General features: G+C 72.1%; 26 protein-coding genes. 13 read left to right on the top strand and 13 right to left on the bottom strand.

Going from position 1 to position 24,388, the window contains the following annotated elements:
- Nucleotides 1–363: 363 nt before the first annotated feature.
- Together ACFOX0_RS25085 and ACFOX0_RS25080 are read right to left on the bottom strand one after the other, a co-directional pair.
- Complete coding sequence (locus ACFOX0_RS25085) at nucleotides 364–915, bottom strand: NUDIX domain-containing protein (protein WP_377550298.1); 552 nt, start codon at nucleotides 913–915, stop codon at nucleotides 364–366.
- A 41-nt stretch (nucleotides 916–956) separates the two neighbouring features.
- Nucleotides 957–1,568 carry a DUF1349 domain-containing protein gene (locus ACFOX0_RS25080; protein WP_377550296.1) on the bottom strand — a complete coding sequence of 204 codons (612 nt, stop codon included), beginning with the start codon at nucleotides 1,566–1,568 and terminating at the stop codon, nucleotides 957–959.
- Nucleotides 1,569–1,702: 134 nt separating this feature from the next.
- Here ACFOX0_RS25080 and ACFOX0_RS25075 point away from each other — a divergent pair, with 134 nt between their 5' ends.
- Entirely contained in the window at nucleotides 1,703–3,379 is a 1,677-nt protein-coding gene (locus ACFOX0_RS25075; RefSeq protein WP_377550294.1) for an alpha-amylase family protein, read from the top strand.
- A 157-nt stretch (nucleotides 3,380–3,536) separates the two neighbouring features.
- The gene (fabG, locus tag ACFOX0_RS25070; protein WP_377550292.1) at nucleotides 3,537–4,295 is read left to right on the top strand and encodes a 3-oxoacyl-ACP reductase FabG; all 759 of its coding nucleotides are present in this window, start codon (nucleotides 3,537–3,539) and stop codon (nucleotides 4,293–4,295) included.
- Here the strand turns inward: fabG and ACFOX0_RS25065 are convergent.
- Nucleotides 4,268–4,651, bottom strand: a complete 384-nt coding sequence (locus tag ACFOX0_RS25065) for a hypothetical protein (protein ID WP_377550312.1) — start codon at nucleotides 4,649–4,651, stop codon at nucleotides 4,268–4,270. The two genes, fabG and ACFOX0_RS25065, sit on opposite strands and share 28 nt — an antisense overlap.
- Nucleotides 4,652–4,745: 94 nt before the next feature.
- A complete protein-coding gene (locus tag ACFOX0_RS25060) occupies nucleotides 4,746–5,216 on the bottom strand; it encodes a hypothetical protein (protein ID WP_377550310.1) in 471 nt (156 codons plus the stop codon).
- Nucleotides 5,217–5,307: 91 nt separating this feature from the next.
- On the opposite strand from ACFOX0_RS25060, the gene ACFOX0_RS25055 reads away from it, so the two are divergent.
- The 4 genes from ACFOX0_RS25055 to erm all read left to right on the top strand — a co-directional run bounded on the left by ACFOX0_RS25055 (nucleotide 5,308) and on the right by erm (nucleotide 8,295).
- The gene (locus ACFOX0_RS25055; RefSeq protein ID WP_377550290.1) at nucleotides 5,308–6,114 is read left to right on the top strand and encodes a hypothetical protein; all 807 of its coding nucleotides are present in this window, start codon (nucleotides 5,308–5,310) and stop codon (nucleotides 6,112–6,114) included.
- Nucleotides 6,115–6,167: 53 nt separating this feature from the next.
- Nucleotides 6,168–7,076, top strand: coding sequence for a Gfo/Idh/MocA family protein (locus ACFOX0_RS25050; protein ID WP_377550288.1), 909 nt, complete (start codon nucleotides 6,168–6,170; stop codon nucleotides 7,074–7,076).
- A gap of 41 nt (nucleotides 7,077–7,117) precedes the next feature.
- Nucleotides 7,118–7,240 carry a hypothetical protein gene (locus tag ACFOX0_RS25045; protein ID WP_377550286.1) on the top strand — a complete coding sequence of 41 codons (123 nt, stop codon included), beginning with the start codon at nucleotides 7,118–7,120 and terminating at the stop codon, nucleotides 7,238–7,240.
- A gap of 302 nt (nucleotides 7,241–7,542) precedes the next feature.
- Nucleotides 7,543–8,295 (top strand): ErmE/ErmH/ErmO/ErmR family 23S rRNA (adenine(2058)-N(6))-methyltransferase, encoded by a 753-nt coding sequence (gene erm, locus ACFOX0_RS25040; protein WP_377550308.1) that lies wholly within the window; start codon nucleotides 7,543–7,545, stop codon nucleotides 8,293–8,295.
- 124 nt (nucleotides 8,296–8,419) lie between these two features.
- Here the strand turns inward: erm and ACFOX0_RS25035 are convergent, their stop codons facing one another.
- On the bottom strand, nucleotides 8,420–8,611 hold the full coding sequence (locus tag ACFOX0_RS25035; RefSeq protein ID WP_377550284.1) for a DUF2795 domain-containing protein: 192 nt from the start codon (nucleotides 8,609–8,611) through the stop codon (nucleotides 8,420–8,422).
- Between the two features lie 138 nt (nucleotides 8,612–8,749).
- Here ACFOX0_RS25035 and ACFOX0_RS25030 point away from each other — a divergent pair, with 138 nt between their 5' ends.
- The gene (locus tag ACFOX0_RS25030; RefSeq protein ID WP_377550282.1) at nucleotides 8,750–10,075 is read left to right on the top strand and encodes an erythromycin esterase family protein; all 1,326 of its coding nucleotides are present in this window, start codon (nucleotides 8,750–8,752) and stop codon (nucleotides 10,073–10,075) included.
- Between the two features lie 131 nt (nucleotides 10,076–10,206).
- Here ACFOX0_RS25030 and ACFOX0_RS25025 read toward each other — a convergent pair whose 3' ends face one another.
- A complete protein-coding gene (locus ACFOX0_RS25025) occupies nucleotides 10,207–11,799 on the bottom strand; it encodes a M4 family metallopeptidase (protein WP_377550280.1) in 1,593 nt (530 codons plus the stop codon).
- Nucleotides 11,800–11,960: 161 nt separating this feature from the next.
- A complete protein-coding gene (locus tag ACFOX0_RS25020; RefSeq protein ID WP_377550278.1) occupies nucleotides 11,961–14,351 on the bottom strand; it encodes a M4 family metallopeptidase in 2,391 nt (796 codons plus the stop codon).
- A 266-nt stretch (nucleotides 14,352–14,617) separates the two neighbouring features.
- Here ACFOX0_RS25020 and ACFOX0_RS25015 point away from each other — a divergent pair, with 266 nt between their 5' ends.
- The gene (locus ACFOX0_RS25015; protein WP_377550276.1) at nucleotides 14,618–15,187 is read left to right on the top strand and encodes a hypothetical protein; all 570 of its coding nucleotides are present in this window, start codon (nucleotides 14,618–14,620) and stop codon (nucleotides 15,185–15,187) included.
- A gap of 301 nt (nucleotides 15,188–15,488) precedes the next feature.
- Here ACFOX0_RS25015 and ACFOX0_RS25010 read toward each other — a convergent pair whose 3' ends face one another.
- A complete protein-coding gene (locus tag ACFOX0_RS25010; RefSeq protein WP_377550274.1) occupies nucleotides 15,489–15,689 on the bottom strand; it encodes a hypothetical protein in 201 nt (66 codons plus the stop codon).
- Between the two features lie 521 nt (nucleotides 15,690–16,210).
- Between ACFOX0_RS25010 and ACFOX0_RS25005 the strand changes: the two genes are divergently transcribed.
- Nucleotides 16,211–17,131, top strand: coding sequence for a hypothetical protein (locus tag ACFOX0_RS25005; RefSeq protein WP_377550272.1), 921 nt, complete (start codon nucleotides 16,211–16,213; stop codon nucleotides 17,129–17,131).
- Nucleotides 17,132–17,187: 56 nt separating this feature from the next.
- Here the strand turns inward: ACFOX0_RS25005 and ACFOX0_RS25000 are convergent, their stop codons facing one another.
- Together ACFOX0_RS25000 and ACFOX0_RS24995 are read right to left on the bottom strand one after the other, a co-directional pair.
- Nucleotides 17,188–18,054 carry an SRPBCC family protein gene (locus ACFOX0_RS25000; protein WP_377550270.1) on the bottom strand — a complete coding sequence of 289 codons (867 nt, stop codon included), beginning with the start codon at nucleotides 18,052–18,054 and terminating at the stop codon, nucleotides 17,188–17,190.
- Nucleotides 18,047–18,610: a helix-turn-helix domain-containing protein gene (locus ACFOX0_RS24995; protein ID WP_377550268.1), complete on the bottom strand. Its 564-nt coding sequence runs from the start codon at nucleotides 18,608–18,610 to the stop codon at nucleotides 18,047–18,049. The genes ACFOX0_RS25000 and ACFOX0_RS24995 overlap by 8 nt, the downstream gene beginning before the upstream one ends.
- A gap of 120 nt (nucleotides 18,611–18,730) precedes the next feature.
- On the opposite strand from ACFOX0_RS24995, the gene ACFOX0_RS24990 reads away from it, so the two are divergent.
- The 3 genes from ACFOX0_RS24990 (at nucleotide 18,731) to ACFOX0_RS24980 (ending at nucleotide 21,391) form a co-directional block, all read left to right on the top strand.
- Nucleotides 18,731–19,630 (top strand): pentapeptide repeat-containing protein, encoded by a 900-nt coding sequence (locus ACFOX0_RS24990; RefSeq protein WP_377550306.1) that lies wholly within the window; start codon nucleotides 18,731–18,733, stop codon nucleotides 19,628–19,630.
- A 159-nt stretch (nucleotides 19,631–19,789) separates the two neighbouring features.
- Complete coding sequence (locus ACFOX0_RS24985) at nucleotides 19,790–20,791, top strand: extracellular catalytic domain type 1 short-chain-length polyhydroxyalkanoate depolymerase (protein ID WP_377550266.1); 1,002 nt, start codon at nucleotides 19,790–19,792, stop codon at nucleotides 20,789–20,791.
- A 105-nt stretch (nucleotides 20,792–20,896) separates the two neighbouring features.
- Nucleotides 20,897–21,391 (top strand): GNAT family N-acetyltransferase, encoded by a 495-nt coding sequence (locus tag ACFOX0_RS24980; RefSeq protein ID WP_377550264.1) that lies wholly within the window; start codon nucleotides 20,897–20,899, stop codon nucleotides 21,389–21,391.
- 69 nt (nucleotides 21,392–21,460) lie between these two features.
- On the opposite strand, the gene ACFOX0_RS24975 is transcribed toward ACFOX0_RS24980, so the two are convergent.
- On the bottom strand, nucleotides 21,461–21,664 hold the full coding sequence (locus tag ACFOX0_RS24975; protein ID WP_377550262.1) for a DUF397 domain-containing protein: 204 nt from the start codon (nucleotides 21,662–21,664) through the stop codon (nucleotides 21,461–21,463).
- 19 nt (nucleotides 21,665–21,683) lie between these two features.
- Nucleotides 21,684–22,502: a helix-turn-helix domain-containing protein gene (locus ACFOX0_RS24970; protein ID WP_377550260.1), complete on the bottom strand. Its 819-nt coding sequence runs from the start codon at nucleotides 22,500–22,502 to the stop codon at nucleotides 21,684–21,686.
- Between the two features lie 342 nt (nucleotides 22,503–22,844).
- Between ACFOX0_RS24970 and ACFOX0_RS24965 the strand changes: the two genes are divergently transcribed.
- The gene (locus ACFOX0_RS24965; protein WP_377550258.1) at nucleotides 22,845–23,033 is read left to right on the top strand and encodes a hypothetical protein; all 189 of its coding nucleotides are present in this window, start codon (nucleotides 22,845–22,847) and stop codon (nucleotides 23,031–23,033) included.
- An 8-nt stretch (nucleotides 23,034–23,041) separates the two neighbouring features.
- On the opposite strand, the gene ACFOX0_RS24960 is transcribed toward ACFOX0_RS24965, so the two are convergent.
- A complete protein-coding gene (locus tag ACFOX0_RS24960; protein WP_377550256.1) occupies nucleotides 23,042–24,265 on the bottom strand; it encodes an alpha/beta hydrolase family protein in 1,224 nt (407 codons plus the stop codon).
- Nucleotides 24,266–24,388 lie beyond the last annotated feature (123 nt).

Raw genomic sequence — 24,388 nt, 5'->3', positions numbered from 1 at the left:
GGCCGCCGTCGAACGCGCAGTCGCTCACCTCAAGAACTGGAAGATCCTCAAGACCGGCTACCGCCGGTCTCTCCACGACTTCCCACGAGTGCTACGCACTGTTACGAAGCTGGAGATCTATCGATGGCCACCCGACCCTTTTGAAAAAGGCTCCAGTAACCGCCAGCAGACTCCTACGGATCAAGCGCTGATGCGCGCGCGATTGCCGATGCGGGAACGACGAATCATTTTGGGCCTACATCGAATTCGTAGTAGCTACTACGAATTCGATGTAGGCCCAAAAAAGCACCGGCTCCGACCGACGTCACCCGTCGTGACGAACGCCCGAACGGTCGCCGGGTGGCCGGGTGGGCGGCCGGGGCTTCAACATCCGATCTTGGTGAGGAAGCGGGTGAGGTGCGGGTCGAAGTGGGTGGGATCCGCGGCCCGCAGGTCGGTCGGCGACCACCAACGGGCCTCGCGGAACTCACCCGGATCCAGGGTCAGCGGCTGGTCCTGCCGCAGCCGGACGACGAACCACAGGCTCACGTCCGTGTGGCCGGCGTCGATGCCGATCGTGCGGGTGACGGTGAGGAAGGTCAGCCGTTCGTCGACCTCGGCATCGGCACCCAACTCCTCGTACGCCTCCCGGCGCGCGGTCCGGGCCGGATGCTCGTCCGGCTCGACGTGCCCGCCGGGCGGCAGCCACAGGCCGGCGTTGACGTGGTCCACCAGCAGCAGGTTGCCGCTGTCCGGGTCGACCGGCACTACGTAGGACACCAGGTGCCGGTCCGGGGTCGCGGGCTTGACCCGGCGGAAGACGTCGTCGGTGGACCGCAGCCAGCGCAACGTGTCCGTCCGGTGCTCCGCCTCCAGGTCGTCGAACGGTTCGAGACCGGATACCAGGTCGTACACCAACTCCACGGACGGTCGCATCCGGTGATGATGCCAGCCGCCGGCCGTCGGCGACGCCCGGCCTACTCGTGCAGGGCGGCGTCGGCCGGGCCGTGGGTCCAGCCGGTGAACCGTACGGTGAGGCCGTCCCGGGTCGGGGCGCAGCAGTACGGACCGGCGGTGGCCACCGCGTCCGGGGCCAGCGGGGCGAGCCGAACCAGCCGCCACGCCTCCCGGTCCACTCGGGCCCGTACGGTCAGCGCGTCGCCGGCCCGGCTGGCCCGGACCGTCACGGTCCGGCCGGCCCACTCCGGCACCGGGGCGGACGACCAGTCCGAGAGATCCCGGGTGACCACCGCGCCGAGCTGCACGACGCCGTCGCAGTACTCCAGGCCGGTCTTCACCCAGTTCTCCGCGTCCACCCGGACCAGCAGGCCGGCCTGGTCGAACTGCCGGTCGTAGTCGACGACGAAGCTGACCTCCATCGCCGTACCGGCCGGCAGGGGTGCCAGCAGGCCGTGCCCGTCGTCGTGCACGAAGCCGTACGCGGTGGTTCGCCAGAAGTCGGTCTCGGGCTTGGCGGTCACCACCAGCTCACCGTCGCCGAGCGGCAGGGCACGTACCGGTGGGTTGAGCCACTCGCCCTCGCCCCAACCGAGCTGCCGGACCGTACCGCTGGATTCCACCGCGTCCATGACCGGCACGCTACCGCTCCAGCCCGATCACCGATGCCCCGCCGCGGCCTGGACATCCGGATCGCCGTGCCCGGCGAGGGGTTGGCGGCCCTCGGTTGTTTGGCCGGGCGGACGAACGGAAAAAGGTTCGGGGCATGAGTGACCGGTGGTACTCCGAAGCTGTCATCTACTGCCTCGACATCGACACGTTCGCCGACTCGGACGGCGACGGTGTCGGTGACATCCAGGGGCTGATCAGCCGCCTGGACTACCTGGCCGGGCTCGGGATCACCTGCCTGTGGCTGCAACCGATCCACCCGTCGCCCAACCGGGACGACGGCTACGACGCCACCGACTTCTACAACGTCGACCCGCGGTTCGGCACCCTGGGCGACTTCGCCGAGCTGCTGCACCAGGCGAACAACCGGGGCATCCGCGTGATCATCGACCTGGTGGTCAACCACACCTCGGACCAGCACCCGTGGTTCCAGTCGGCCCGGTCGTCGCCCGACTCGCCGTACCGGGACTGGTACGTCTGGTCCGACCAGCAGCCGGCCGACCGGCACCAGGGCATGGTCTTCCCGGGGGAGCAGAACGAGACCTGGACCTACGACCGGACCGCGAAGTCATGGTTCTACCACCGGTTCTACAAGTTCCAGCCGGACCTCAACTTCGGCAACCCGGCGGTCCGCGACGAGATCAAGAAGATCGTCTCGTTCTGGATCCAGCTCGGGGTCTCCGGCTTCCGGATCGACGCGGCGCCGTTCATCATCGAGATGACAGAACCGGGCAACGCCAACTCGCCGAAGGACTTCGCCTTCCTCACCGAGCTGCGCCAGCACGTGCAGTGGCGCAGCGGCGACGCGGTGCTGCTGGCCGAGGCGAACGTCGAGCCGGACGAGCTGCAGAAGTACTTCGGCGACAGCGGCGGTTCGGCCAACCGGCTGCACATGCTCTTCGACTTCATGCTCAACGGCCGGCTGATGCTCGCCCTGGCCCGGCGCGACCCGGAGCCGGTGATCGAGGCGCTGCGCGAGACCCCGGCCCTGCCGAGCGGCGCGCAGTGGGCCACCTTCCTGCGCAACCACGACGAGATCGACCTGTCCCGGCTCACCGCCGACCAGCGCCAGGACGTGTTCCGAGAGTTCGGTCCGGACGAGGACATGCAGCTGTACGGCCGGGGCATCCGCCGCCGGCTGGCGCCGATGCTCGGCAACGACCGGCGGCGCATCGAGCTGGCGTACTCGTTGCAGTTCTCGCTGCGCGGCACGCCGGTGCTGCGCTACGGCGAGGAGATCGGGATGGGCGAGGACCTGTCCCTGCCCGGTCGGGAGTCGATCCGTACCCCGATGCAGTGGTCGATGAAGCCCAACGCCGGGTTCTCCGAGGCCGACGCCGGGAAGCTGATCCGACCGGTGGTCGAGGGGGGTGACTTCGGCTACGAGCGGGTCAACGTGACCCTGCAGCGGCAGGACCCGGGATCGCTGCTTTCCTGGTTCGAGCGGATGACCCGGGCGCTGCGCGAGGCGCCGGAGATCGGCTCCGGCACCTGCACGCCCATCGACCAGGTGTTGCCGCCGGGCGTACTGGCGCACCGGGCGGACGGGCCGACCGGCACCATGGTCTTCCTGCACAACCTGAGCACCAAGCACGCCACGGTCGACCTGGGCTCGCTGTACGAGGAGGCCGACCTGCCGAACGACATGCTCTCGGACCGGCCGTACAACCCGGTGGGCAAGCTGGACGCGCTGGAACTGGCGGGTCAGGGCTACCGCTGGATCCGGCTGTGCCGCAGCTACGCCGGCGCCGGACCGGCGGGCCGCCCGGTCTGACACCCACGCCGGCCGCCGGGACCGGCGGCCGGCCGGTCGGAACGGCTCCGCGTCCGGCGGTACGGCACGCGCGGGCCCCTGCCGATCGTCAACCGGGCCGCGGGTCGGGCCGGAGGTAGACTCCGCCCACCGAGCCGTAAGTTACCGGGAGGTACACATGTCGGAGCAGCCCCGCGTCGCCCTCGTCACCGGCGCCGCCCGCGGTATCGGAGCGGCCACCGCCCGTCGGTTGGCCGCGGACGGCCTGGCCGTCGCGGTGCTCGACCTCGACGAGTCGGCCGCGGCCGGAACGGCCGAGGCGATCGTGGCCGACGGTGGCCGGGCCCTCGCGGTCGGCGCGGACGTGGCCGACGCGGACCGGGTGACGGCCGCGGTCGACCGGGTGGTCGCCGAACTCGGCCCGCCGACCGTGCTGGTCAACAACGCCGGGGTGCTGCGCGACAACCTGCTGTTCAAGATGACCGACCAGGACTGGGACACCGTCCTGGGCGTGCACCTGCGCGGCGCGTTCCTGGTCACCCGGGCGGTGCAGAAGCACATGGTGGACCAAAAGTGGGGCCGGATCGTCAACCTGTCCAGCACCTCGGCCCTGGGCAACCGGGGGCAGCTGAACTACTCGGCGGCCAAGGCCGGGTTGCAGGGCTTCACCAAGACGCTGGCGATCGAACTCGGGCCGTTCGGCGTCACCGCCAACGCGGTGGCGCCCGGCTTCATCGTCACCGACATGACCGCGGCCACCGCGGCCCGGGTGGGGGTCGACTTCGCGGAGTTCCAGAAGCTGGGCGCGGCGGAGATCCCGGTACGCCGGGTCGGGCGCCCCGAGGATGTCGCGCACACCATCTCGTTCCTGGTCAGCGAGGGTGCCTCGTTCGTCTCCGGCCAGGTGATCTACGTGGCCGGCGGGCCGAAGGACTGAACCTGGCGGGTGCGGCGCAGCCAGAGCAGTCCCAGCACCGGCAGCACCAGCGGGACGTAGCCGTACCCCTGGCCGAACTTCGACCAGACCGTGTCGTGCGGGAACAGTGCCGGGTCGAAGACGCTGAGGAAGCCGACCGCCAGCACGCCGACCAGTTCGACGGTCAGGCAGCCGTACGCGGTGCGCCGCCCGCCGCTGCCGCCCCGGGCCAGGCCCACGGTGGCCACGATGTAGATCACCGCGGCGACCGCCGAGAGCAGGTACGCCACCGGCGCCTCGTCGAACCTGGTGGCGAGCTGGTAGCCGGCCCGGCAGGTGGCGGCGATCGCGAAGAGCAGGTAGACCGCGATCAGCAGCCGTCCGGGGCCGCTGTTGGTCCGCGGCGCGGCGGCCCGGTCCGGCCCGGTCTCGGCCCGGTCCGGCCCGGTCTCAGCTCGGTTCGACCCGGTCTCAGCCACCGGTCGCCACCCAGGTCTGTTGGAGGCGGACCACCACCACCGGGGCGACCAGGCAGATCACCAGCACGATGGTCGACCCCCAGCGGGTCGGTTCCATTCGGGCCAGCACGGCCGCCAGCGGCGGCAGGCAGACCAGGGTGACCAGGTAACCGGCGAAGGTGCCGGCCTCGCCGGGACGCTGGCCGCCGACGAGCGCGACCACGGCCGCCACCGCCAGCGCGAGCAGGGCCGCCTCCAGCACCGCCAGGCCGGCGAACTGGCCCCGGTCCGGCGGCCGGTTGCGCAGCGTGCCGACCAGCGCCCAACCGGCGACCAGGAGGGACAGGACGATCGGTACGACGGCGATGGCGCCGTCGACCGGGGAGCCGGTCGCGCCGGCCGCGCCGGTCACCGGCGTCGCCCGGGTTGTGGATCGTTCACCGGCACAGCCTACTAAGCCGCGTAGTAGGCACCGACCCGCCATCCCGGCCACCGGCGTATCGCCTGGTTGCGACATTGCTGAGCGTCTATCATCGAGGTGTTTGGCGGACGCGCACCGTGGGGAGTCGACAGGCGTGGACGCGACGGCGGTGTGGGCGTTGCTGGTGATCGGCGGCCTGGTGGTGCTGGGTCTACTCGGTCTCGCCGCGCTGGCCGTACGCCCCACCGAGCGCGGGCCGGCCCCCGCGCAGCTGCGCGCCGAGGCGGAGGAACTCGCCGCGCACGCGACCGCCGCGCAGGTGGACGCCGGGCGGGCCGCCGCGGTCGCGGTCGAGGCCCGGGCCGCCGTGGCGAGCGCCGAACAGCTCCGGGACGAGGCGTGGGCCGCCCAGGAGACGGCCGAGCGGGCGTACGAGGAGGCCTGGCGGGCCGCGGCCGAGGGACGGGCGGCCACCGGCGGCGTGCCGATACCCCGGCCGACCGACCCGGGACCGGCCGAGCGGGCCGCCGGCCCGGACAGCGCCGGCCCGGACAGCGCCGAGCGGGAGCGGGCCGGCCAGGAGAACGCCGGCCCGGACAGCGCCGAGCGGGAGCGGGAGGTGTCCCGGGCGGCGCTGTCGGCGTACCGCCGGGGCGACATCTCGGTGCAGCAGTTGCGTGAGGTGTGGCGGCGGACCGCCGACTGGGATCCGGTCCAGGAGGAACGGGAACGGCTCGCCGAGCGGTGCCGGATCGAACGGGCCGCGGCGCGCCGGGTGCACGACCGCGCCGCCGCCGCGGCGCGGCGGGCCGAGCAGGCGGCCCGGGTGGCCGAGGTGGCGGCGCAGGCGCTGGTCGACGAGGCGGCGCAGGCGGCGGTCGAGGCGCACGAGGCGCTGCTGGCGGCAACCCCACCGACGACCCGCCGGAGCCGGTCGGCGCGGCGGAAACCCGGCGTTTGATCGCCCGGCATGTTAGGAATGGACCCTTCGGCCACGCGACGAGGAGGGCCTCCGTGCTGAACTTCGGACTGTTCGGGACCGGCCACTGGGCCGCCGGGACGCACGCCGCCGCGTTGGCCACGCACCCGGGGACCCGGCTCGCCGGGGTCTGGGGCCGCGATCCGGCCAAGGCCCGCGCGCTGGCCGACCGGTACGGCGTCCCGGCGTTCGGCGACATCGACGAGCTGATCGCGGCGGTGGACGCGGTGGCCGTCGCGCTGCCGCCGGACGTGCAGGCGGACATCGCGGTACGCGCCGCCGACGCCGGCCGGCACCTGCTGCTGGACAAGCCGGTGGCGTTCGACCTGGCCAGCGCGGACCGGCTGGTCGACGCGGCCGAGCGGTCCGGGGTGGCCTCGGTGGTCTTCTTCACCAACCGGTTCCACCCGGACATCGCGAGCCACCTCGCCGCGGCGGCGGCCACCGGCGGCTGGCACGGTGCCCGGGCGACGCTGTTCGCCTCCATCTTCCGGCCGGAGAACCCGTACGGCGGGTCGCCCTGGCGCCGCGAGCGGGGCGGGCTGTGGGACGTCGGCCCGCACGCGCTGTCCATGCTGATCCCGGTGCTCGGCGCGGTGACCGAGGTCGCCGCGATGGACGCGCCCCGGGACACCGTGCATCTGCTGCTGCGGCACGCCGGCGGGCCGACCAGCACGGTGGCACTGACCCTGGACGCGCCGGCCGAGGCGACGACCTTCGAGGTGGTCTTCCACGGCGAGGACGGCTTCGACCCGGTGCCCCGCAGCTCGGGTACGGCCGTCGAGGCGCTCGTCGTCGCGCTGGACCAACTGGTCGAGGAGGTGGCCTCCGGCACCCGGGACGGCATCTGCGACGTGCGGTTCGGCCGGGACGTGGTGGCCGTGCTCGACGCCGCCGAGACGGCCCGCGCCGAGGGCCGGACCGTGCCGGTGTCGGCCCGGTAAATCGGTTGGCCCGCCCGGTGGACGGCGTTACCGTGGCCACCATGATCACGCATGCCCTGATCGAGGCGGTCGGTACGCCGGCCGCCCGGGGCCCGCAGCGCGCGCCCCGGCCGTGGACCCGGCGTACCGCCCTGGCCGCCCAGGACGTGCCCGCCGCCCGATAGGTCTTCCTTCCTCGCGCGCCGCACTCTCCGCCCGCGCCGCCAGGGCCCGACGAGTCCAGATCCGCTCGGACAGGCCCCGCTCCGTCGTGCCCGTGAGCCGTCGGCCCCGCGCGCCCCGCGCCGGTCGACCGCCGTTTCCCGGGTACGCCCGCGACGCGCCGAGCCTGTCCGTACCGCCGCCCACCCGACCGGGTCGGGCGGCAGACGGGACACCGGCCGTGGCACACCGAAACCACTCGCACCACCCTGCCCACCGAAAAAACGACGCGACCCGGCGCACCGAGCGGGACCGGTCCCGCCGGGTGCTGTCGCAGAACCTGATCGTCGACCGGCGCGCGGTCGACCGGATCGTCGGCGTGGCCCGCCCCGGGCCGGACGACCTGATCGTCGAGGTCGGCGCCGGCCGGGGACAGCTCACCCGGGCGCTGGCCGCGACGGCCGGCCGGGTGCTGGCGTACGAGATCGACCCGCACCTGGCGGCGGACCTCGCCGCGGCCTGTGCCCGGCTCGGCAACGTCGACTGCCGGCCGGCGGACTTCCTCGGCGCGGTACCGCCCGCGGAGCCGTTCGCGCTGGTCGGCAACATCCCCTGGGCGCTGACCGCGCGGGTGGTCGACCGCTGCCTGGCGGCGCCCACGCTGACCTCGGCGACGCTGCTCACCCAACTGGAGTACGCCCGCAAGCGGTCCGGCGACTACGGCCGATGGACCCGGCTGACCGTGCTGAGCTGGCCGGAGATCCACTGGCGGCTCTCCGGGCGGGTGCCCCGGACGGCGTTCCGGCCAGTGCCCGGGGTGGACGCGGGCATCCTGCGACTGGACCGTCGGGGTGTCCCGCTGCTGCCGGCCGGGTCGCTGCCCGGCTACCGGTCCCTGGTCGAACTCGGCTTCACCGGCCTCGGCGGCTCGCTGCACGCCTCGCTGCGCCGGCGGTACCCGCGCCGCCGGTTGGACGCCGCCTTCCGGGCCACCCGGCTCGACCTGGACACCCCGGTCGGCCTCGTCTGGCCGGAGCAGTGGCTCGCCCTGTTCCGGTTGGTCGGCCCGCCGACGTGACGCGGGCAGCTCGGTCGGTCCCGGATCCGGTCGGTCGGCTCGCCGCCGGTCGGGCGGGCCGTTCCGCCGGCTGCGGACCGCGGGCGTCCTGCGGTCCGAACCGGCCCGGCAATCCGGCGGTCGCCTACGCCAGTTCGCTGAGCGACTCACCGATCTGGGTCGGCGAGCCGAACTGGTCGGCGGGCAGCGAGCGCAGCAGTTGGATGACCGCGGTGCCCGCCCCGTTCTCCTGGGCCTGCCGGATCAGATCCTCCTTGGAGACCGGATAGTCGAGCCCGCTGAGATACTCCTGAAGCTGCGTCACGTTGACGGCCATGCCGCGCCGGATACCCGCGACCGGGGCCGGTACACCCCGACCGGGACCGCGGGTCGCCCCCCGACCGGGCGGGTGCCCGGCCGGGCGGGTGCCCGGCCGGGCCCGGTTTGCCCGGCGGCCCGCCGGGTAGCCGCGGGCATGCTGGTGCACCGGCTGGACGGGGGACCGGGTGACTTCGACCCGCTGCTGAGGCGGATCGGCGCGGCTCGGGTGGTGATGCTGGGCGAGGCCAGCCACGGCACGTACGACTACTACCGGCTGCGCGAGCAGCTGACCCGGCGGCTGGTCACCGAGTTGGGCTTCTCGTTCGTGGCGGTGGAGGGGGACTGGCCGGACTGCGACCGGGTGCACCGGTCGGTGACCGCGACCGCCGGGGCGGACCCCGAGCCGCGGGTGGCGTTGGAGTCCTTCCGGCGCTGGCCGACCTGGATGTGGGCGAACGCCGAGGTGGCTCGGTTCTGCCGCTGGTTGCGGGCCTGGAACGTGGACCGGCCGGAGCCGGAGCGGGTCGGCTTCCACGGGCTGGACGTCTACAGCCTGTGGGAGTCGCTGGAGGCGATCTTCGGTTACCTGGGCACCGAACACCCGGACGAACTGGCCGCGGCCCGGGAGGCGTACCGGTGTTTCGAGCCGTACGGCAGGCGGGTCGAGGAGTACGCCTCGGCCAGCCGGTTCGTCTCGGCCCGGTGCGAGGAGGAGGTGATCCGGCTGCTGACCCGGATCCGCGCGGGGGTCGGACGGGACGGCCCGAGTGCCTTCGCCGCCTGGCAGAACGCCGAGGTGGTGGCCCAGGGGGAGCGCTACTACCGGGCGATGGTCGGCGGCGGGCCGCAGTCCTGGAACGTGCGGGATACCCACATGGCGGACACCCTGGACCGGTTGCTGGACCATTACGGCCCGGCCGCCAAGGCGGTGGTCTGGGCGCACAACACGCACGTCGGGGATGCCCGGGCGACCGACATGGCCGACGCCGGAATGGTCAACATCGGGCAGCTCGCCCGCGAACGGCGGGGCGCCGACGACGTCGTGCTGGTCGGGTTCGGCAGCCATCACGGCACGGTCATCGCGGCGCCGCGCTGGGGCGCGCCGGCCGAGGTGATGACCGTGCCACCGGCCCGACCCGGTTCGCTGGAACACCGGCTGCACGAACTGCTGCCCGAGCGGGCCATGCTGGTGTTCGACCCGACCGTACCGACGGCACCGCCGGCACCGGGCGAGCCGGCCGTACCAGCCGAGCCGGGCGGACCGGGCGTCGGGGTGCCGGACTGGTTGGCCGGGCCGGTCGACCACCGGGCCGTCGGGGTGGTCTACGACCCGTCGTTCGAGGAGTGGGGCAACTACGTGCCGACCCGGACGGCGGACCGGTACGACGCGTTCGTCTGGTGCGACCGGACCAGTGCCCTGCACCCGCTCGCCGCGAAGTCGGTCACCGGCGAGTTGGAGACCTACCCGGCCGGCATGTGACCGGCCGCTGGAACGGGCCGGCGTGCGAGCGGCCGGAACGGCTGGCCCGTGCGAGCGGCCGGGACCGGCCGGCGGCCACCGACAACGAGGTCGGTGGCCGCCGGTTCGTCCGTGCCGCGGGGCGGTCCGCCTCAGCAGGCCGCGTCGTTGCCGGCCACGTTGACGGCGGTCCAGGCGGCCTGGACGGCCTTGTACTCGGTGCCGCAGGAGCCGTACAGGTCGGCGGCGGCGCGCAGGCTGTAGGCGCGGGCGGTGTTGCCCGGGTTGCTGGTGTTCACGTACGAGGTGTTGGAGGTGAAGTAGACGTCCAGCGCCCGGAACCAGATCTTCTCGGCCTTGGCCCGGCCGATGCCGGTGACCGCCTTGGCGGAGCCGCAGATCGGCGAGGTGCCGTAGGCGGTGGCGCCGGTGCCCTCGGCCAGGTTGAAGAAGAAGTGGTTCGCCACACCGGACGAGTAGTGCACGTTCTTGCTCTTGGTGCTGGTGGACCAGCAGCTGTCCGAGGAGCCGTCCAGCGAGGGGTTGTACATGTAGCGCAGCGGGGTCCCGTTGCCGTTGATGTTGATCTTCTCGCCGATCTGGTAGTCACCCGGGTCGGCGGAGGTGTTGGCGTAGAACTCGACCATCGATCCGAAGATGTCGCTGGTGGCCTCGTTCAGGCCGCCGGGCTCGCCGGAGTAGGTGAGGCCGCCGGACACCACGTTCTCGGTGACGCCGTGGCTCATCTCGTGGCCGGCCACGTCCAGCGCGACCAGCGGCCGGGAGTTGCCGGAGCCGTCGCCGTAGGTCATCTGGGCGCCGTCCCAGAAGGCGTTGACGTAGTTGTTGCCGTAGTGGACCCGGCTCGGCACGCCCTTTCCGGTGCCGAAGATGCCGTTGCGGCCGTGCACGTTCTTGTAGTAGTCGAACGTCTTCGCCGCGCCGAAGTGCGCGTCGACGGCCGCCGACGCCCGGTCGGAGTTGCTGCCGGTGCCCCAGACGTTGTCCGCGTCGGTGAACGTGGTGCAGCTCGACGTGCCGTTCTTCATGTCGCAGGTCTTGCCGCTACCGCGGACCGGGTCGACCAGGGAGTACGACGAGCCGCTCCCGGTGGTGTCGATGCCGACCGTGCCGGAGTAGATGCTCTTGCCGCTGCCGGTCACGGTCTCGATCTCGTCGAACGAGCCGATCACCGCGCCGCTGGCCGCGTCGCTGACGACGTGCAGCCGGGACGGGGTCTGTCCGTCCGGCGCCCAGCCCCTGACGACGGTCTCCCAGGCCAGCCGGCCCTGGCCGGAGCTGGCGTCGACGAACAGCTCGGGGCTGTCGGTCGACGTGATCGTGCCGGTGAAGTGCGCCTTCGCGGTCCTGGTCGCAGCGTTCCGGTCGACCGCCGGCGTGGTGGCCAGGGTCAGCGGGCTGGCCAGCCCGAGGGAGGTGCCGGCGTAGCTGCCGTCGGCGGCGGTGTGGATGACGAAGTCACCGCCGTACACCCGCAGGCCGTGGTAGGTGCGGGTGTAACGGACGTGCGACGCGCCGGAGGTGTCCCGGGTGGAGCGGTAGACCGCGTACGACTCGCCGTCGGCGGCCCGTACCGCGTCCGGGTGGGCGGTCAGCGCCGAGTTGGCGCGGGCGACCGGGTCCGGCGCGGGCGTGGGGGGTGCCGCCTGGGCGGACTGTGCGACGTAGGACAGGACGCCGCCGGCGAGCAGCGCAGCACTGACCGCCGCGAGGGATTTCTTCACGTGCCCTCCTGGGGACTACGGGTGGCGGGGGTAGCCACACATGTAGATATAGCGATGGGTAAGGGAAAAAGAAAGACGTGAAGTTTCCCGCGGCAACCGGTATGACGGACCGGCGGCCACCGACGGAAGGATCGGTGGCCGCCGGGTTCAGCGAGGCGTGGTCAGGACACGTCGATCGCCGTGTCGTCGATCACGAACGAGGTCTGCAGCGAGGAGTCCTCCGCACCGAGGAACTTCACCGAGACCGTCTGGCCGGCGTACGCGGCCAGGGAGAAGGACTTCTGGCTGTAGCCGGCGGCCTTGTTCAGGTTCGAGTAGGTCGCCAGCGTGGCCAGCACCGTGCCGCCCGAGTTGAGCACCTGCACCTTGAGCGTGTCGTACGCGGTGCTGCTGGTCGACTCGGCCGAGTCGATGTGCAGCCAGAACGAGAACGTGTAGGCGGCACAGCCGGCCGGCAGGCTCACCGACTGGGCGATGCTCTCGCTGGCGCTGTAGCCGTAGCCGTTCAGGTAGGACACCCGGCTGCCCGAGTGCGCGGGCTGGCCGCTGAACGAGCCGATCGTGCCCGTGCTGCCGGTCCACGGCGAGGTGCCGGACTCGAAGCCGGGGTTGCCGAGCTTCTGACCCGGGCTGGTGCAGCCGCCGCCCGTACCGGTGACGGTCAGGGTGTAGCTGGCGGTGTGCGTGGCCGAGGCGCCGGTGCCGGTGACCGTCACGGTGTACGTACCGGTCGGGGTGGACGCCGCGGTGGTGATGGTGAGCGTGGCCGAGCCGCCCGCGGTCACCGAGGTGGGGTTGAAGGTGGCGGTGGCGCCGGCCGGCAGGCCGCCGGCCGAGAGGGTCACGGTCTGCGCGGTGCCGCTGGTGACGGCGGTGGCCACGGTCGTGGAGACCGAGCCGCCCTGGCTGGTCGAGCCCGAGGTCGGCGAGGCCGAGACCGAGAAGTCGTTGCCGGTCGAGCCGCAGGGCGCGTCGTTGCCGGCCACGTTGACGGCGGTCCAGGCGGCCTGGACGGCCTTGTACTCGGTGCCGCAGGAGCCGTACAGGTCGGCGGCGGCGCGCAGGCTGTAGGCGCGGGCGGTGTTGCCCGGGTTGCTGGTGTTCACGTACGAGGTGTTGGAGGTGAAGTAGACGTCCAGCGCCCGGAACCAGATCTTCTCGGCCTTGGCCCGGCCGATGCCGGTGACCGCCGGAGCCGAGCCGCAGACCGGCGAGGTGCCGTACGCGGTGGCGCCGGTGCCCTCGGCCAGGTTGAAGAAGAAGTGGTTCGCCACACCGGACGAGTAGTGCACGTCCTTGTTCTTCGTGCTGGTGGACCAGCAGCTGTCCGAGGAGCCATCCAGCGAGGGGTTGTACATGTAGCGCAGCGGGGTCCCGTTGCCGTTGATGTTGATCTTCTCGCCGACCTGGTAGTCGCCCGGGTCCGACGGGGCGTTGGCGTAGAACTCCACCATGTTGCCGAAGATGTCGCTGGTGGCCTCGTTCAGGCCGCCGGACTCACCGGAGTAGGTCAGGTCGCCCGGCACCACGTTCTCGGTGACGCCGTGGCTCATCTCGTGCCCCGCGACGTCCAGCGAGACCAACGGCCGGGAGTTGCCCGAACCGTCGCCGTACGTCATCTGGGCACCGTCCCAGTAGGCGTTGACGTAGTTTTTGCCGTAGTGCACCCGGCTCGGCACGCCGGTGCCGTTGCCGAAGATGCCGTTGCGGCCGTGCACGTTCTTGTAGTAGTCGAAGGTCATGGCCGCGCCGAAGTGCGCGTCCACGCCGGCCGACGCCCGGTCGGAGTTGCTGCCGTTGCCCCAGACGTTGTCCGCGTCGGTGAAGGTGGTGCAGGTCGACGTGCCGTTGTTCAGGTCGCAGGTGCGGCCGTTGCCCCGGACCGGGTCGACCATGGAGTACGACGAGCCGGACCCGGTGGTGTCGATGCTGACCGTGCCGGTGTAGATGCCGTTACCGGTGCCGGTCACGGTCTCGATCTCGTCGAACGACCCGATGACCGCGCCGGTGGTCGCGTCGCTGACGACGTGCAGCCGGGACGGGGTCTGCCCGTCCGGCGCCCAGCCCCGGACGACGGTCTCCCAGGCCAGCCGGCCCTGGCCGGAGCTGGCCTCGACGAACAGCTCGGGGCTGTCGGTCGAGGTGATCTTGCCGGCGAAGCGCTGCTGCGCCGTCTTCGTCGCCGCGGCGGCGCCGATCCGGGCCGCGGTACCCAGGGTCAACGGGCTGGCCAGGCCGACCGAGGTGCCGGCGTAGCCACCGTTGGCGGCGGTGTGGATGACGAAGTCACCGCCGCGGACCCGCAGGCCGTGGTAGGTGCGGGTGTAGCGCACGTGCGAGGCGCCGGACGCGTCCACCTTGGAGCTGTAGACCGCGTACGACTCGCCGTCGGCGGCCTGCACCGCACCGGGATGGGCGTTCAGCGCCGAGGTGGCGCGGGCGACCGGATCCGGGGCCGGTGCGGGGGGTGCCGCCTGGGCGGACTGTGCGACGCAGGTCAGAACGCCGCTTGTGAGCAGCGCAGCACTGACCGCCGCGAGGGATCTTTTCACGTGCCCTCCTGAGGACAAGGTGTGGCGGGGGTAGCCACCTATGTAGATATAGCGATAGTTCAACCAAAAGATAAGTCGTGAAGTTTTCTCGTCGGCGTGGCATTCTGACCTTTCCTATGCCTGGTCACGGCAGCTACGCGAAACCGGACGTCCGGCGCTTTTCCGCCCGCCGGCCCACCGCCCGGAAAGCCCGTCGCGGACCGGCGGGACCCGGGGTGGAAGACGCCCGACGGGAACCGGCCGGTCCCGGGCGGGGTCGAAGTGGCATGACGAATGCTCAGCCGGGCCGGTGGGTCCCGGCGGCCGGTCTGACGCTGCTGCTCCTGCTCACCGCGACCGGGTGCGCGGCGGACCGCCCCGGGCCGGCCGCCGGCGGTGGCTCGTCGACCGTCGCGCCGACCTCGGCGCCGGCGACCACGCCGGTCACCCCCGACGCCCCGGCCACGCCCACGGCGGCGCCGACCTCCCGGCCGGCGGGCAACCCGAAGCCGGCGCCGGTCGCCGTACCGGTGGTGGTGACCCGGTCCGGCGGCTTCGCCGGCACCCGGGACACGGTGACCGTCGACCCGGACGGGCGATGGACCCGGACCGACCGGACCGCCGAACAACGGCGCGGCCGGCTGACCGACGGCCAGCAGACCCGGCTGCGCGCGTTGCTGGCCGACCCCGCCCTGGCCGGCGAGTCCGGCCCGGCGCCCAACCCGCGCTGCGCGGACGCGTACGCCTACACGGTCACCGCGGGCCGGCACCAGGTGAGCTACCAGGACTGCCCGGCCGGCGCCGCGCCGAAGGTCGGTGCCGCCATCGCGGCCCTGCTGCTCGACGCGACCGGCTGACCCCGCCACCGGCACGCGCCGCGCGCGGCGCCCGGGATGTTCCGACCGCGCCCGGCAACCTCCCCGATCGGGTACGCCATACCGGTGGGCCCGGGCACCGCCCGGGTGACCGGCCACGGCGGAGGGAGCACGGATCGCCGAGCTACGGCAGCGGATCCAGGACGTCGTGGACGAACTGGTGGAGTCGGGAGCCGAACGCGGGCTCCAGGTGGCGGTGTACCGGTTGGACGGGGTTCCAACCCGGCAGGCCGGCCGCATGACATGTCGAAGGGTGGACGGGGTCGGCGGCTGGTCAGGAGCGCTAGCGGCCGTCGGCTCGTCGGGCGGCACGTCGCCTGCTCGCGTGCCGGCGTCGGTCCCGCCACCAGACGACCCGGTCGGACGAATCCTGCGGCAGCGACAATTGAGCCACGCCCAGGATCGTGACGCTGAGCACGAGAGCGCCGGTGACCCCCGCGACCACCTGCCACGGGGCTCCGGCGTCGGCCAAGGCGATCGCCACGGAAGCCACGGTCAGTACCCCGCCGCCCATCACGCCTGCCCGGCCGGCGGCCGTCGTGGCTGGGCGACGACTCGCTCGTCGGTCGTTGTCGTTCATCGTCGTCCCACGATCTGTCGGGGGAGCGGTTGCGGAAATCCCGCCGGCGCGCTCCCGGACCGTCGCCGGTGCCGACGGCACCGGACAGAGAAGATCGAATCACCGGACTCCGCACCTGGTGAACACCGGAAAGAGCCATTGGAACGCCAGGTGTCCGCGATGCAATGACCAGGGCCCCGCGAGGTTGACGGATTTGTCGAGACTTGGCTACGTACCGGTCGTGACGAGAGCGGAAAGTTGACCGGTTCGCGGGCCTTGCGGCCGTCTACACGTGCGTGGCGGACGGCTGACCCGGCGCGGAATGTGGCGTGAACGGCGCGGTGTCCAAAAGGTTGGGCGGATGGTCCTTTTTGTACTCGCGGAGATTTGTCGGCACCGGCAGGTTGCCCGTTTTCTCTTGCCGCCGTACGGAAAGATGTTCCGGCATGAGAGGTGTTGCCGACGCCCTGCGTGAATTGATAGAGAGCTGGCACGGGCGCAAATACGCGTCCGTCGCCACCCTCGCCGCCGAGATCAAGAAGCAGACGGGCCAGGACGTCCGCAATCGCCTCTACCGTGAACTTCACGGCCGCCCGTCCTGGCAGTGCGTCGAGTGGATCGTCGAGTACTGCGCACCCGTGGACGCTCCGCACGAGTGGCGGCGGCAACGGTTCGAGGAGCTTGCCGGCCGGTGGAGCGTCGAGCGGGCGGAGATGCCGCCGGGTTACGCCGGACGGGTCGTCCTGGACGGTGAGGAACTCCGACCACCGGTGTTGTCTTCGATGGACGCGGACGATCTACTCACCCAGGTGAGGCTGCTCAAACGCGAGCGGGAGGACGCCGAGAAGGCAATCGCCCAGCAGGAAACTCAGGTACAACTGCTCCGCGACGAGGTCGCCTCGCTCCGGGCCGAGGCGGAGCAGATCAGCCAGGAGTCCGTCAACCAGTTGCGACGCTTCTCGGACAACGCCGACACCCTGCTCGAACAGCTCCGACTGGTGCAGGGACAGCTGGACGACAGCGCGCGAGCCAGTGCGAACCTGGTCCAGGAGAACCAGCGCTACCAGGAACAGGCCGAGGCGCTGCGCCGGGAGCGGGACCAGGCACGGGAGGAGGCCGACCGTCGGTACCGGGCCTTGGCGGAACTCCGGACTTCGGAGGAGGCGGCCCGTTATCGGCTCAACCGGACCATCGACGAGCTGGAGAACCGGGTCTCCGGACTCCGACGTGAGCTCGACCGGGCCCGGCGTGGCGTCCGGGATGAGGCCCAGGCCCCGACGGTGTCGGACGACGACGCGCCGCCGCCCTTGAGCCGGAGCCCTCTGAGTCTGGGGCGGGACGGTGTGCTCGGGCGGAAAAGGCGGTAACCGGGGCTCGACACCCACCATGGGTTCGGTGTCGAGCCCCGCAGACGAATCGTGGCTCAGCCGGTCGCGCCGGCCTGCTCGCTGGGCGCGTCGGCGAGGAACATCGGGCGCCAGTCCGCCATCTCGTGGTAGCGGCGCAGCTCGGCCAGGCCCGCGACCGACCCGCACCAGGCCGCGTACGGCGGGTGCTGCTCGTCGAAGCCGCTCTGCACGAAAGTGAGCCGGGTCTTCCCGCCGGACTCGGCCAGCTCCCAGGTCTGCGTGCCGACCGGGCCCCAGTCGACCGCGAGCTTCCGGTCGGGCTCCAGCTCGACCACCTTGGCCGCGTAGCCGGCCTCGAAGCCGCCCATCGCGTACCGGCCGCCGACCCAGGGCTCGATGCCGATCGGGTAGCCGAACCACCGGCTGGCCTGCTCGGAGTCGGTCAACGAGGTGAACACCCGGTCGACCGGCGCGGCGATGAGGAACTCGCCACGCAGGTCGGCCGAGGTGAAGTCGACCCGCGGGACGAGCGGGTGGCCCTCGACGTGCGCGACCAGGTTGGCCAACGACAGACACCAGTACGTCTGCAGTACGCCCCGGATGGTGCTGCCGCTCATCGCCTCGGCCATGTCGAAGTGGCTCTGCGTCACCGCGATCACCGTCGACTCCGGACCCTCCTCGGTCAGGCTGATCTCGCTGGTCGTCTCCACCCCGTCGAGCAGCCAGGTGAACCGCAGGGTGTCCGCGTCGGCGTGCAGCAGGCGCTGGTGCGGCACGTCGCCCTCGGGCGTGTGGCGGCCCCAGAACTCGTACCGGTGGGGCAGCTCGACCTCGGCGTGCTCGGCGAACCACTCGCGCAGCTCGCCGGGGTCGGTCAGCGCGTGCCGTACCTGCTTGATCGGCACCTCGGCCCGGACCCGGACCACCAGTGGCTCAGTCATCGTCGTCTTCTCCCTTGGGATAGCAGGCCACGGCGAGCTTGAAGGCGTCCCCCTCGGCGCCCCCGTAGCGGGTGAACAGGTCCTGCAGCGTGCGCTGCAGGTCGGTCAGGAACTGCTGGCGGTGCTCGGCCGGCACCCGGATCTCGCCGGACACGCCGATCGACGGCAGCTCCGGTCGGCTCCGGTCGAGCGCGGCGACGTCGGCCTGTACCTCCTCCATCAGGTCGAGCAGGTAGCCCAGGCTCAGCTCGTCCCGGGCCCGGCGCAGGCCACCGATCCGGCCGACCAGCCGGGGTGACAGCCAGTAGGACCGGGCGCTGGCCTGGTAGATCCCCTCGCTGATGCCGCGCACCCGGCGCTCGGAGACCCGCTCCACCAGGCCGGCGTCGACCAGGCGTTTCACGTGGTAGTAGACCCGCTGCGGGGTCTGGTCGAGCCGGGCGCCGACCTCGGTGCAGGTGCGGGGCTCGGCGAGTTGCCGCAACACCTCGACGCGTTGCGGCTTGAGCAGGGCTTCGGCCTGCTCGATCTGCTCCAGGTACAGGACGTCTCTCATGACAAAAACAATCCTGTACGTAAAAACTCTCTTTGTCAATGGTGGGCATAAGCTTGGCGACCGGTCCGGCAACCACCCGGTACGGCCGGCGACCACGCGGTACGGAGGGAGCGGGTGACCGTGTCCGAATCGGCAGCACGACGGGACGACCTGCGGGCCGACTGTGCCCGCTGCTTCGGCCTGTGCTGCGTCGCGCCGGCCTTCACCGCCTCGGCCGACTTCGCCCTCGACAAGCCGGCCGGGCAGGCCTGCCCCAACCTCCGGTCGGACTTCGGCTGCGGCATCCACGACCACCTGCGGGAGCGCGGCTTCCCCGGGTGCACCGTCTTCGACTGCTTCGGCGCCGGCCAGAAGATCGCCCAGATCACCTACCGGGGCCGGGACTGGCGAACCGCGCCGGAGACCGCCGAGCCGATGTTCCGGGCGTTCGCGGTGATGCGGCAGCTCCACGAACTGCTCTGGTATCTGACCGAGGCGCTCGACCTGCGGGCGGCCGGCCCGCTGCACGCCGACCTGCGCCGGGTCCGGGACGGGATCGAACGACTCACCCTGGGCGGCCCGACCGAGGTGGCGGCGGTGGACGTCCCGGCCCACCAACGCGAGGCCAACGAACTGCTGCTGCGCGCCAGCGACCTGGTACGCGGCCGGGGCGGCCCGGACCGGCGGGGTGCCGACCTGATCGGCGCCGACCTGCGGCGTACCGACCTGCGGTCGGCCAGCCTGCGCGGGGCGTACCTGATCGGGGCGGACCTGCGCGGGGCCGACCTGCGCGGCGCGGACCTGACCGGCGCGGACCTGCGCGGGGCCGACCTGCGCGGCGCGGACCTGCGCGGCAGCCTGTTCCTGACCCAGGCCCAGCTCGACGCGGCCCGCGGCGACCTGACCACCCGGCTGCCCCGGACGCTGCGCCGCCCCACGCATTGGCAGCTCGCGGTCCGTCCGACCCCCCGGTCGACCGGCGGGGGAGCGGCCCGCCGGCCGAACCGCCCGGCGGAGCACCGGCGGGCACCGCGTCCCTGATCCGGGTGCGCGGCGTCACCCACCCGGACGGACCGCGCCGGCGCTTCGACCCGGCCGACAGGGTCCACAGTGGTCTGTTTCGGTGCGGCCCGCGCAGCCGTTGCCGAATCCTGGCCCGGCCCTGACGTTCCTCGAACACTCGCGGGCGACAACCGTCGTATGAGTTTTCGCAACCCTCCAGGACCCGTCCGGATCGCCGGAGCGCGCCGGCCGGCCGCGATGCTCGCGCTGCTGGTCGGGCTGACCGCGCCCGCCGCGTGCACCACGGATCCGGCCGGCGGCCGGTCCGCCCCCACACCGTCCGTCGGCACCTCGGAACACACCCTCAGCGTGGATGGGCGGGACCGCACCTACCGGCTGTACCGGCCCGCCTCGGCGGACCCCGTGCGACCGGTACCGCTCGTGGTGGTGCTGCACGGCGCGGCCGGCACCGGCGAGCAGGCCGAGGAGGCGTACGGCTGGACCGGCGCGGCGGACCGGGACGGCTTCCTGGTGGCCTTCCCGAACGGGCTCAACCGGGCCTGGGCCGTCGGTCCGGACTGCTGCGGCGCGCCCGCCCGGGACGGCGTCGACGACGTGCACTTCGTCACCGAACTCGTCGCCGGCCTCGGCCGGAACCTGCCGGTCGACCCGACCCGCCGCTACGTCACCGGCATCTCCAACGGCGGGCTGCTGGCGTACCGGCTGGTCTGCGACACCACCCTGTTCGCCGCGATCGGCGCGGTGGCGACCACCTCGCTGGGGCAGTGCCCGTCCCCCGCCCCGACGTCGGTGCTGCACATTCACGGCCGGCAGGACCAGACCATGCCGTACGACGGCGGGCCCGGCCGCCGGGACAACGGCGGCACCGGTCGTAACCCGGTGAAGATCGACGGACCGCCGACGCCGGAGCTGGTGGCCCGGTGGCGGACCGTCGACGGGTGTGCCGCGCCGACGGTCACCACCGCCGGAACGGCGACCCGGACGGCGGCGGCCTGCGCCCAGGGCCGGCACGTCGAGCTGATCACCATCGCCGACGCCGGCCACCAGTGGCCGGGGAGCCGGCCCAACCCGCCGGTGGCGCAGAAGCTGCTCCACCTGGACCCGCCGTCCACCGCGCTGAAAGCCACCGACACCATCTGGCGGTTCTTCCAGGCGAACCCCAAGCCCGCCGGCGGCTGACCGCGCGGGCGGGCTCGGTGACGGCCGCTGCTCGGTCCGTCGCGGCGGTTCGCCTCCGCCGCAGCCGATCCTCCCGGCCGGCGGGGCGGCTGGCATCATGGCCGGGTGCCCGCACCTGTCTCGCTCCAACCGATCGGTGACGACCAGCGGCCGGTGCTCGAATCGCTGTGGCAGCTCTACCGGCACGACCTGTCCGAGTTCCGCGGCTACCTGCCGGACCAGCACGGCCGGTACGGGCCGGGCGGGCTGCCCCGCTACTTCACCGATCCGGGCCGGTCCGGAGACCTGATCCGCGTGGGTGCCGACCCGGCCGGGTTCGCACTGCTATGCACCCTGCCGGACGGGACCAGAATGGTCGGTGAGTTCTTCGTGGTCCGGGCGGCCCGCCGGCAGCGGGTCGGCTACGCCGCCGCGCGGCAACTGCTCGACCGGCATCCCGGCCCGTGGGCCATCCCGTTTCAGGAGGAGAACCCGGGTGCGGCCCGGTTCTGGCGCCGGGTGGTCGGGGAAGTCGCCGGGACGGCCTACCGGGAGGAGCGCCGGCCGGTACCGGGAAAGCCGGAGATCCCGCCCGACGTCTGGCTGTTCCTGACCGCCTGATCCCGATCCGCGCCGGCGGCGGACCGCCACTGCTCGACGCGCGTGCGCGCATCGCTCGCGCTGACTGCTTTAGTCAACGTCAATCCGTCCGCCCAAGGCTTGCAGGAAGGCCCGCCAGGTCGAAGCCGTGATCAACAAGACCGGGCCGCCGGCGTTCTTGCTGTCGCGGAGGGCCACAACGTCGTCGAGTTGTGCGACCTCGACGCAGTTGCCGTTCGCTCCGCTACGGGTGCTCCTGCGCCACTCGACAGGGCCCAGATCAGGCGCATTCACCGCCGTGTCTCCTCTTCCGTCATCGCCCTGAGGCGATCTTCTCGATCAGCTCTCGTGAGTCAGTCGGGCTCAGCGCCGCCGCACGGAGCTGATCGAACATCTCGGCGTACCGACGTACGTCCGCTTCCTTCTCCAGGAAGAGCGCGCCGGCCATGTTCTCGACGTACACCAGGTCGGAATCGGCCGCATCGGGGAAGTCCATGATGGCGAACGCACCGTGCATGCCGGGATGGGCGCCGACGCCATACGGCAGCACCTGGAGGGTGATGTGCGGTTGCTCGGTGGCCTCGACGAGATGTGCGAGCTGGTCTGCCATCGTCTCGTCGCCACCCACCTGCCGGTGCAGTGCGGCCTCGTCGACGATCGCCCAGAGCTTGAGCGGTTCCTCCCTGCTGACCGACTGCTGGCGCCGCGCGCGGGTGTCGACGCGCTGTTGGACCTCGGCGGCAGTGGCGTACGGCAAGCTGGCCGTGACCACGGCCCGGGTGTAGCCCTCGATCTGAAGCAGACCTGGAACGAACGACGATTCGTAGTTGCGGACGCTGCGAGCCTCCGACTCGAAGCTGATGTAGGTCGTGTACTCCTCCGGCAGTTCGGACTCGTACGCCTGGAGCCATCCGAGCTGCGTCGATTGCTTGGCGAGGTCGAGCAGCGAGGCGCGCCGTGCCTCGTCGGTCACGCCGTAGTGATCGAGCAATGCCAGCAATGTGCGCTTCTGCGGCCGGGCTTTTGCGGTCTCGATGCGGTAGAGCGTCGCGCTGTTGATGTTGGTCTGCTCGGCGGCGTCCTCGCGCGTCAACTTCGCTGCCTGACGGAGCTTGCGCAGTTCGTTGGCCAACCGGCGGAGCCGGACGGTCGGTGGTTGGCGGCGTGCTGACAAGTCCGTGGCCCCTCGATTCGCTCTTGGAACGAGTCTGCCCGCCGGTGTTCGACCATGACGATGGGGGTCCGACGAAATATTGAAACGCAAGACTTGCGTTCGCATGCCCGGCGAGCAAGATGGCGGAGGGCGGCACACCGAAACCCGATTAGTGGTGCTGGGATTCCTGGCCGCTTTGTTCGCCTTCCGGGTCAAGGCGAGGTGGTGCCCGTGTTGCGGCGTCACCACGACGACTCTGGAAGAGCAGCACCGTCACACTGGCACCGACTCGTGACTGTCGCACCGGTCCGGACGCGGGAGATGGTCCACCTGCGGGAAGCGGACTACCTCTACGGCTCAGGGGACCTGACGTTGCGCGTTACCCAGACCTCCGCGCGGTTGGACGATCCCGAGTGGGTCGACCTCACGGGGATCAGAATCCTGTGGAACGGTGATCGCGCCGGAGAGATGATGGTCCGCGTACGGGTGTCGGCGCTCGCAAAGCGGTGAACATGGCTCTACCCGCAACCCTCCGCCGAGCAGAAGGCCACCTCGGGGTAGCGCGGCGACGGTCCGTCCAGCAGCGGCTGCGGGCGGTGCCGCAGATGCCTGTCGAAGAAGGCCCGGACGTACCCCCGGACGATCTCCAGCCCGCGCACGCCGGGCAGGGCGGCGCCGACGTCCACACCCACCTGGTCGGCCAGCACCGCGAGGTCGGTGAAGGACAGGTGCACGGCGCCGGACACGACGAGCCAGCGCTTCCAGCCGGTCAGCAGTTCCCAGTCGCGCTGCCAGCTCGCGGCGGCCGGGTTGGCCGGGTCCGGGGTGTACTGCCCGGCCCGACCGAGGAACAGGAACGGCCGGGACAGGCCACCGGCCGGGATCGACGCGTACGTGGTGCCGTCCATGTCGATGCCGGCGCGGACCCGGGGGTCCGACAACAGGGTGGTGATGGAACTCGCCCCGCCCAGCGACTGGCCGGCCATCGCGATCCGGGACCGGTCGATCAACGCCGACCCGGTCCACGCCGGACGCGGCCCGGTCAACTCGTCGAGGACGAACGAGACGTCGGCCGCCCGGCCCTCGGTGATTGCGCGCCAGCCGTCTGGTCCCCGGTCCACGTCGCAGGCGAGGCAGCCGGTGACCCGGCCGTCCGGGAAGGTGGTGGCGACGCTCTCGTACGTGTGCTCGACCCCGGCCACGACGTAGCCGTGGCTCGCCAGCTCCTCGGCGAGGGCGGTGAGTTCGCTGCGCGGCTTGCTGAAGCCGGGGGAGAGCACCACCAGCGGCAGGCCGCCACGCCGGCCGGCCGGCACGGCGTCGACGTACGAGTTGGTCCGGGTCCGGCTCAGGATGTCCAGCGGTACGCCGGTGATCCCGCCGTCGGTCAGCAGCGCCTCGGACTCGGCCGGAGTCATGTACCGCGCCCGTGGGCCGGTCGGCCGCTGGGCCGGATACCACAGCGACACCATCAGCTCCCGGTGCCGTTCCGGGACCCAGGGATCCTGGCGTGCCGTGTCCACCAGGTGCAGCGAGGTGCTGCCGACCGGTTCGCGGCCGGTCGGCGGTGGCAGGAACGGCGTACCGGTCGAGGTGCCGGACCGGTCGACGGCCGTGCGGGTGGTCGTGGACGCGGTGGCCGACGGAGAACCGAGGCCGACCGCGACCGCGGTGACCAGCACGCCGACGGCGACCGGCGCGCCACGCGGCCTCCGCCGCCGCGGCCCGAGTGGATGACGCATGCGGTTGTCCCTTCTGCTGCGGCGGGGCTGCCCGCCGGTGATCGTCGGTTGTCGACGGCAACGACGGTAGGGATGCCGGGGCTCCGGCCGCGTCGGCCGGCGGAGGCATCTCCGGTACCGAAT

It is taken from the genome of Micromonospora zhanjiangensis, assembly GCF_042650605.1.
GTDB classification, from domain to species: domain Bacteria; phylum Actinomycetota; class Actinomycetes; order Mycobacteriales; family Micromonosporaceae; genus Micromonospora_J; species Micromonospora_J zhanjiangensis.
The sequence above is the reverse complement of the archived record's forward strand: the minus strand, read 5'-3'. Positions and strand labels throughout refer to the sequence as shown.

Excerpts from the sequence above, each read along its gene's own strand:
- ACFOX0_RS25080 (WP_377550296.1), bottom strand. The coding sequence starts at position 1,568 with ATGGACGCGGTGGAATCCAGCGGTACGGTCCGGCAGCTCGGTTGGGGC.
- ACFOX0_RS25060 (WP_377550310.1), bottom strand. The coding sequence starts at position 5,216 with ATGGCGGGTCGGTGCCTACTACGCGGCTTAGTAGGCTGTGCCGGTGAA.
- ACFOX0_RS24965 (WP_377550258.1), top strand. The coding sequence starts at position 22,845 with ATGGTCCACCTGCGGGAAGCGGACTACCTCTACGGCTCAGGGGACCTG.
- ACFOX0_RS25030 (WP_377550282.1), top strand. The coding sequence starts at position 8,750 with ATGCTGGTGCACCGGCTGGACGGGGGACCGGGTGACTTCGACCCGCTG.
- fabG (WP_377550292.1), top strand. The coding sequence starts at position 3,537 with ATGTCGGAGCAGCCCCGCGTCGCCCTCGTCACCGGCGCCGCCCGCGGT.
- ACFOX0_RS25075 (WP_377550294.1), top strand. The coding sequence starts at position 1,703 with ATGAGTGACCGGTGGTACTCCGAAGCTGTCATCTACTGCCTCGACATC.
- ACFOX0_RS25085 (WP_377550298.1), bottom strand. The coding sequence starts at position 915 with ATGCGACCGTCCGTGGAGTTGGTGTACGACCTGGTATCCGGTCTCGAA.
- ACFOX0_RS25015 (WP_377550276.1), top strand. The coding sequence starts at position 14,618 with ATGACGAATGCTCAGCCGGGCCGGTGGGTCCCGGCGGCCGGTCTGACG.
- ACFOX0_RS24995 (WP_377550268.1), bottom strand. The coding sequence starts at position 18,610 with ATGAGAGACGTCCTGTACCTGGAGCAGATCGAGCAGGCCGAAGCCCTG.
- ACFOX0_RS24960 (WP_377550256.1), bottom strand. The coding sequence starts at position 24,265 with ATGCGTCATCCACTCGGGCCGCGGCGGCGGAGGCCGCGTGGCGCGCCG.
- ACFOX0_RS25035 (WP_377550284.1), bottom strand. The coding sequence starts at position 8,611 with ATGGCCGTCAACGTGACGCAGCTTCAGGAGTATCTCAGCGGGCTCGAC.
- ACFOX0_RS25005 (WP_377550272.1), top strand. The coding sequence starts at position 16,211 with ATGAGAGGTGTTGCCGACGCCCTGCGTGAATTGATAGAGAGCTGGCAC.
- ACFOX0_RS25000 (WP_377550270.1), bottom strand. The coding sequence starts at position 18,054 with ATGACTGAGCCACTGGTGGTCCGGGTCCGGGCCGAGGTGCCGATCAAG.
- ACFOX0_RS25045 (WP_377550286.1), top strand. The coding sequence starts at position 7,118 with ATGATCACGCATGCCCTGATCGAGGCGGTCGGTACGCCGGCCGCCCGG.
- ACFOX0_RS24985 (WP_377550266.1), top strand. The coding sequence starts at position 19,790 with ATGAGTTTTCGCAACCCTCCAGGACCCGTCCGGATCGCCGGAGCGCGC.